The following is a 6,394-nucleotide window of genomic DNA, read 5'->3' as shown; positions in this document are numbered from 1 at the left end:
GGCTCAGTGCTAAAATCTGGTGATATCTTGTACCATTTTAAATCAGTCCGCACATTCGCCAAGAACTCAAGTTCTTGGCTAACAGCTTAAGTCCACTAAAGTGGACTAGAAATTGTGTATTAGGACTATCTAAACCATTATTGTTATCCTCTATTTTGCCATTTTTATACTTTACTTATTTTATCTGATTTTTACCCTCTGCTTTGCCTTACCCACAATATAATTATTCAACCTAAAATGATATTATCCAGTCTTATTTAGACGACTTTCGCTTTGAGTCTTGGGTTTAAACCCAAGGCGATTGGTGCGATCCTATACCCAATTTAAATGCGTGATAGCTTACCAGATTTGGCTTGCAGGATCAGTTTCAAAATGGTTTTGTACGAAATAGTTTCATTGTAATACTCGCATAAGGATTTCCACAGGTTAGGATGTGGATTTGCCTGTGGGTGTTTCATCTGGACTTGCCGAAATGCATCCAGCAAACTCAGATGTTCTTCTTCTTTTAAGGTGGCTACAGCAAATAAACTGGAACGACTGATTCCTGCACCACAGACAATTAGCACAGTTTTACTCTTGGCTTTTTCCTGGCGAACAAACTCAACACCTGCTTTTAGCTGTTCAAAAGGCAGCGGTTGACCATCTTCAACGGGAAGATAACAGGATACAATATTAGGCTGTTGTACATCTTCAGCCAGGTGTAGCATCGCACCAATTTGGTGATGCTGGAGTAAGTCATAATTTAGACTTTCTCTATAGTTGCCAACGTACAACCAAGGTCTAATACAATACATTTTGTTCTGGTCTTGGAATTTAAACGATAGGTCTGTTTTAATCTACATATTGTACAGGCACGACATTGCCCATTGGTATCAACTTAAGGTGAAACCCCTCACCCCCAGCCCCTCTCCCACTCAGGGGAGAGGGGAGCAAGAAAGGTAATATTATATCCGGTTAAACACCCCTAATAAAAACACCTGAAATCCTTGTTTTTGCAGCATTATAATTACGGGTAATCGTCATAAAATGATATTATAGCAGATTGCCATTCAATGAATTACACCTACATAGTGGTACTAATTAATTAGGGGGAAATACTGGAAATTACGAACTTGCAATATATTGTATATCCAAAGTTTATCTGACTAATTTTTTTATTATTAATTACTCCGGTTCCCCTTCTCCCTCGATGGGAGAAGGGGTTAGGGGATGAGGGTGAAATACTTGCCAGCATTAGTTCTCATTTTATTAACATGGATGGGCATTGCCGTAATACACTGGACGAATTATCCGTTCATATAGCGCTTAATTCTGTAATAAAGTACAGTCGATCAAAGTCCCCCTTTTTAAGGGGTATTTTGGGGGATCGACAATGTACCGCATAGCCGAGAAAACTGCTGTATATCCAGAATTTGCCAGGTTTTTTTGCTCCCGGTTCTTGAGTCCGGGATAAAGGAGTATTATCTCGTTCCTGTGAACCATCTCCTGAGACAAATTCTAAAACAATCAGGGGTGGAATTAATTCTTGCCACAATACATAAGACCGCCGTACTTGACCATTTAACGTAGGCGGTACATTGGGGACATAAAACCAGTCCGGTGCTTCGGCTCCTTTTTCGGGTGGGTCAGTTAAACGCCAGTAAATCCCGCAATCTTGACCAATACAATATTGCCCATCTGGATGATATTGTTGCAGTATGGATGTGATGGAATCGGTTAAAAGAATGCTTTGGGGATGCTTCTGAAAGTTGTTCCCAAATGTGCCATCAGATTCTGGTAATTGAGTATGGTCAGGTAGGGTTTTGGGAAAGGTTGGTGGGTTGGCGGTGGAACTCATCGGAACCTGGGGATAACAGCTCTAACTGTATCTTAGTCTTAACGGCTGAGTTTCTCACTAGAATATTGAACCCAAAAGCCATCCTAATCCAAGTCCTAACCAAGATGTTCCCAGCCAAATTAGAAAGGTGTGAAACTTGCTGAAGGATTCTTGTAACTTGTCTCCAGCCACAGCGCCAGCCCCAGCCCCAGCCACAGGCGCAACAATAATAGCAGCCAAAGCAGCCACATCAGCTAGATCCCAAGCCACAGACCCAACAGCCAGACCCCCAGCCACAGCCCCAGCCATAGCCCCAGCCAGACCCCCAGCCACAGCGACAGCCACAGCTATAACCCCAGCCACACCAGCCACAGCCATAGTCCCAGCCCCAACCTTAACTGAGAAAAAGCCTATCACTAGGTAGCATCCTGCTATTACCAGTAGCCCAACCCATAAAATAGTTCTTGCTTTTCGAGTGCTTGCTGTTCTAAAACGTTGCCTAGAAGTCTGATTAGCTGAAGGATGAAAAAACTCTTGCTCGTGAACTGGAGGCGGAGTTAAAACTGTTGGAATTTCCAGCAACTTCAACCAAGCCTGCATCGACTGGGGACGCTTTTTTGGTTCTAATTCCATCCCTTTGAGAATTGCCCGATTCACCTGCTTACTAATCCCATACCCTGGAGAATCAGCCGATTTGTGCGATCGCTAATCTGATCGTTATACTCTTTCGGTGGGACTAACCGCTCTCGGTCTAGCTTACGCTTAATCGCACTCACAGGTTTGTGTCCCGTTAACAGTTCATACAATGTCGCCGCTAAGGAATAAACATCTGTATATTCTCCCGGTTTCTCCGCCAATCGGGAATACAGTTCCATTGGCGCAAACCCGTCTGAGGCTTCCTTTGTCCGCACTGAAGTTACCTCACAGTCAAACTCCAGCGCTAAATCAAAATCAATTAAAACAGCTTCCGCTTTTCCCTCACGAACATGGAGAATAATATTACCCGGTTTCACATCCCGATGAATCAAACCATTCCGATGCACCTCAATCAGCGCTTCACCAATTTGCTTAATATAATTGAGGGCTTCCGCTTCTGGGAGCATTTTCTGGGCGCGGTAGGCTAAACTCACCCCATCCACATAATCCATGACAATGCACCACCGTTCCCCCTGTTTAAAAAGATCTCGGACTTTGACAATATGAGGATGATTACACCCTCTGAGTTTTACCGCTTCCTGACAAAACTTAGTTTCCAGTCGGTTTTGTTCTTGTGGGGTGAGGGAATTGAGGAGTGCATCATTCTAAAGTGCATCTCCTGTCGCCCAAACCATGGTTTGCTATTCTCAAAACTTATGTCAATTTTGACACAGTATGTTAGGAGGAATGGCACTGACTTACGGTTGGTGGGCAATGCCCACCCTACGGTATATCAACGGTTGCAGCGATCCAAAACGGCTTATTTCAGTGCCATTGATGTTAGGAGACTGTAGGGGCGCACCGACGTGCGCCCTTAGCCAGGGACACTGTTCGGCATTTAAACCGTCATGTCAATCATGGTGGAATCCTTGTCGTAGTGTGAGCATCTTGCTCACTACCTAAAACACCACTGAAACCCGAAAACATAAAGGTGTAGAGAACGATTAAAGGTTCAGTGCAAGATTCCAGTGGTATCAGAAATGATGACGCTTTGCTTGGTTCTACTCCTCTAAAATCTCAACCAAATCCTCAACCATCACATCAAACGTGCGAGCCAACTTATGAATAGCTGTATAGTCTATCATCGCCAGCCCTGGTGAGCGGGCATAGTGTCTGACTGTGCTGTAAAACCTTTTAGGATTTGCAGTAGCTGTTGGTTTTAGCGAAGCCTCAATTGCCCTAAGCATCGCCAAAACTGCTTAATCATCGCGATCGCTCTCCCTCAAATGATACAAAACTTAATTTTAGAGCCTGTTAATTGTATCTAATTCCATTGTCGTAGACAATTAGGCGTGGTAAAGTTCAGTGTGGTGTAAAAGTACAGTAAACCGACCAAGTTACCGTAGATTAAATCGGTACAATATAAATCACGGAACTGGAAACAACCACAAGACTGGCAGGAAGACTGGGAGTTTAGGGAAATGGTAAGTGCGATCGCACAGAAAACTCAACTGAATCTAGAGGGGGTGAATCGACAACTCGTCGATGCTGATGCCACCTCCATGGTAAAATGGGCAGCCGAAACCTTTGGCAATGGTTTGGTGATGAGTACCAGCTTCGGCATCCAGTCAGCGCTGATGCTGCACTTAGTCACTCGCATCGTGCCTGACATTCCCGTAATTTGGGTTGATACAGGCTATCTACCGCCAAAAACTTATAGATTTGCTGAACAGTTAACCGAACAATTAAATCTGAATCTACACGTCTATCAGTCGCCCATTAGCCCAGCCCGGATGGAAGCCCTCTATGGCAGACTCTGGACAAAAGATGATCCCGAAGCGCTGAATCAGTACGACTATATGCGTAAAGTCGAACCCATGCAGCGGGCATTACGAGACTTAAAGGCAACAGCATGGTTAGCTGGATTGCGGGCGGAACAGACCCATCACCGTCAGACATTGCGTCCAGTTGATATCCAGTCTGAGATTTACAAGATATTACCCATACTTCACTGGAATAGCCAAGATGTCCATGAGTACATCACGGAACACAATCTGCCCTATCACCCCTTGCGTGAACTGGGCTATGCAACTGTAGGCGATTGGCACTCAAGCCGCCCGGTGACTACGGAAGATCAGCACGAACGCGATACTCGTTTCCGAGGAATTAAACAAGAATGTGGTTTACATCTGCCACAGACTCAAGGTGAAGCCCAGAGTCTCGATTCCAGTTCGTTGTAAGATAAGTAGTCGGACAACATTAAAGTTAACGGTTGAGATTAGGAAAGAACAGGGAACAGTAAGGGTTTGAGGTTTGTTTATAAAACAAGCGTGGGCGTGCTGTTTTCTTTTGTCTAGTGTAACAAGGCAGAGGACAGAAGTCAGAAGGTAGATGGCAGATGGCTGCAAGTTTTATGCTATCTGCTTTTTCACCTAAGTAAGTTGGTGGAAATAAACTCAACCCTATTAAGTATGGCAAATGTCAAATAACGACTTCTACACAAAAGTAAACATGATTGAATGTAAGCGATTAAAAACTAAACATTTTTTAAAAATAAATCGTTGACAAATCTGCAAAAACGTGAATTAACAGCAATCTTGCCAATAAATTGAACCTGTACTATAGTGAGGAGTCCTAGCATTATTATTGCTTGATTTGACTAATTCAATCGGTTGGAGAGCCAAACAGAATGGCAAAGTATTTTTTAATTGAATCAAGGAGTTCCTTTGATTCAACTCAAGTGACTCAAAATTATCAGTTGGCATCAGATTTAGCCAATGCTGGAAATGACACCACCTTGTTCCTGGTGGAAAATGGCGTATTAGCCGCTCGCGCTACAGCAGCAAATGGTGTAGCCACTCTCAACACTGTCAACATATTGGCAGATGATTTTTCCCTGAGAGAACGCGGTATCTCAGAGACAGAACTAGACAATGGTGTGAAAGTGGCTAGCATTGCGGCTGTGGTTGATGCCATGGCAGAAGGACAAAAAACTATTTGGCTGTAACGTAAGATAAGCGAAAAAAATGAGTACCAAAACCTTAACGTTTTCCATTATGGATGGTCCCTTTGAACAAGCAAGGACAACCACAGCGTTCCGGATGATTCATGAGGCGCTTGATCGGGGGTATAATGTGAATGTTTTTGCTTACGAAGGGGCAGTCTCTCTAGCCTTTGCTCATCAAAAACCCCACGCGAATGCGGTTCATGGGAGAAGTGTGGAGGAAGAAGATCATCCCTTAACTAAAGATTGGATTGCCGCACTCCAGGAAAAAGCCAAAGCCAAGGGGTGTCAATTCGATTGGATTAATTGCGGGCTTTGTGTGGATGAGCGAGGTGTAAATGACGCGATTGACGGCTGTCGTCGTGGTAAACCGAGTGATTTATGGAAATGGGCGAGTGAGTCAGATGGAACGTTAATTATTGCGACGAAGTAGGAAGGATTAGAGATATTAAGATGAAAGCGTTACAAATAGTTGAATCCGCTTATCGCTGTACAATTGAGGAACAAGATGATCCGTCGGTTTGGATTTGCCAAGCGATGAAAGGCGCGGGTGCAGAGTTAGATATTCTGCTGAGAGGAAATGCGGTGAATTATGCGGTGAGTGGACAAGATGCATCTGGATTGGTGTTTGGGGATAAGTCACAAACCCAGCCACCTAGACTGGATCAAGATTTGCAGCGGGCGATTGAGAAAGGAATTACGGTTTACGTTGTGACAGATGATGTGAAATCTCGTGGAATTCCTGAGGCGAAAATGATTAACGGTGTGACTCAAATTGCTCGTCAGAATTTGCCAGGATTATTTGGTAATTACGATCAAATTTGGCATTGGTAAAAGTTAGCGCTTATGTAGAGACATTCCAGCGAAACGTCTTTATACATTCGTTAGTAGGGCAGGTTTAGCCCATGTAGGGGGAGGGTTTAGGGACTCTGTAGGGG

General features: G+C 44.0%; 8 protein-coding genes and 2 pseudogenes. 5 read left to right on the top strand and 5 right to left on the bottom strand.

Annotation, left to right across the window (positions count from 1 at the left end):
* Positions 1-323: 323 nt before the first annotated feature.
* The 4 genes and pseudogenes from RIE73_RS31475 to RIE73_RS31460 form a co-directional block, all read right to left on the bottom strand.
* Positions 324-794 (bottom strand): dual specificity protein phosphatase family protein, encoded by a 471-nt coding sequence (locus RIE73_RS31475; protein ID WP_446404910.1) that lies wholly within the window; start codon positions 792-794, stop codon positions 324-326.
* A gap of 593 nt (positions 795-1,387) precedes the next feature.
* Positions 1,388-1,837 (bottom strand): annotated as a pseudogene (locus RIE73_RS31470) (Uma2 family endonuclease); the annotation flags it as partial.
* Between the two features lie 57 nt (positions 1,838-1,894).
* Positions 1,895-2,473, bottom strand: coding sequence for a hypothetical protein (locus tag RIE73_RS31465; RefSeq protein WP_446404909.1), 579 nt, complete (start codon positions 2,471-2,473; stop codon positions 1,895-1,897).
* The gene (locus tag RIE73_RS31460) at positions 2,470-3,072 is read right to left on the bottom strand and encodes a serine/threonine protein kinase (RefSeq protein WP_446404911.1); all 603 of its coding nucleotides are present in this window, start codon (positions 3,070-3,072) and stop codon (positions 2,470-2,472) included. The genes RIE73_RS31465 and RIE73_RS31460 overlap by 4 nt, the downstream gene beginning before the upstream one ends.
* Before the next feature lie 96 nt (positions 3,073-3,168).
* On the opposite strand from RIE73_RS31460, the gene RIE73_RS31455 reads away from it, so the two are divergent.
* Positions 3,169-3,306: a hypothetical protein gene (locus RIE73_RS31455; protein WP_446404908.1), complete on the top strand. Its 138-nt coding sequence runs from the start codon at positions 3,169-3,171 to the stop codon at positions 3,304-3,306.
* 207 nt (positions 3,307-3,513) lie between these two features.
* Here the strand turns inward: RIE73_RS31455 and RIE73_RS31450 are convergent.
* Positions 3,514-3,639 (bottom strand): annotated as a pseudogene (locus RIE73_RS31450) (helix-turn-helix domain-containing protein); the annotation flags it as partial.
* A 294-nt stretch (positions 3,640-3,933) separates the two neighbouring features.
* On the opposite strand from RIE73_RS31450, the gene RIE73_RS31445 reads away from it, so the two are divergent.
* The 4 genes from RIE73_RS31445 (at position 3,934) to RIE73_RS31430 (ending at position 6,290) form a co-directional block, all read left to right on the top strand.
* Complete coding sequence (locus RIE73_RS31445) at positions 3,934-4,692, top strand: phosphoadenylyl-sulfate reductase (RefSeq protein ID WP_446404907.1); 759 nt, start codon at positions 3,934-3,936, stop codon at positions 4,690-4,692.
* Between the two features lie 449 nt (positions 4,693-5,141).
* Positions 5,142-5,459: a DsrH/TusB family sulfur metabolism protein gene (locus tag RIE73_RS31440; RefSeq protein WP_446404906.1), complete on the top strand. Its 318-nt coding sequence runs from the start codon at positions 5,142-5,144 to the stop codon at positions 5,457-5,459.
* 19 nt (positions 5,460-5,478) lie between these two features.
* A complete protein-coding gene (locus RIE73_RS31435) occupies positions 5,479-5,889 on the top strand; it encodes a DsrE/DsrF/TusD sulfur relay family protein (protein WP_446396304.1) in 411 nt (136 codons plus the stop codon).
* A 20-nt stretch (positions 5,890-5,909) separates the two neighbouring features.
* On the top strand, positions 5,910-6,290 hold the full coding sequence (locus RIE73_RS31430) for a hypothetical protein (RefSeq protein WP_446404905.1): 381 nt from the start codon (positions 5,910-5,912) through the stop codon (positions 6,288-6,290).
* The last annotated feature ends 104 nt before the right edge of the window (positions 6,291-6,394 follow it).

It is taken from the genome of Coleofasciculus sp. C1-SOL-03, assembly GCF_040220555.1.
Classification (GTDB): Bacteria; Cyanobacteriota; Cyanobacteriia; order Cyanobacteriales; family Coleofasciculaceae; genus Coleofasciculus.
This window is presented reverse-complemented; position numbering and strand designations above follow the sequence as displayed.

Coding starts and splice junctions, on each gene's coding strand:
- RIE73_RS31455 (WP_446404908.1), top strand. CDS start 3,169: ATGTCAATTTTGACACAGTATGTTAGGAGGAATGGCACTGACTTACGG.
- RIE73_RS31440 (WP_446404906.1), top strand. CDS start 5,142: ATGGCAAAGTATTTTTTAATTGAATCAAGGAGTTCCTTTGATTCAACT.
- RIE73_RS31445 (WP_446404907.1), top strand. CDS start 3,934: ATGGTAAGTGCGATCGCACAGAAAACTCAACTGAATCTAGAGGGGGTG.
- RIE73_RS31430 (WP_446404905.1), top strand. CDS start 5,910: ATGAAAGCGTTACAAATAGTTGAATCCGCTTATCGCTGTACAATTGAG.
- RIE73_RS31435 (WP_446396304.1), top strand. CDS start 5,479: ATGAGTACCAAAACCTTAACGTTTTCCATTATGGATGGTCCCTTTGAA.
- RIE73_RS31475 (WP_446404910.1), bottom strand. CDS start 794: ATGTATTGTATTAGACCTTGGTTGTACGTTGGCAACTATAGAGAAAGT.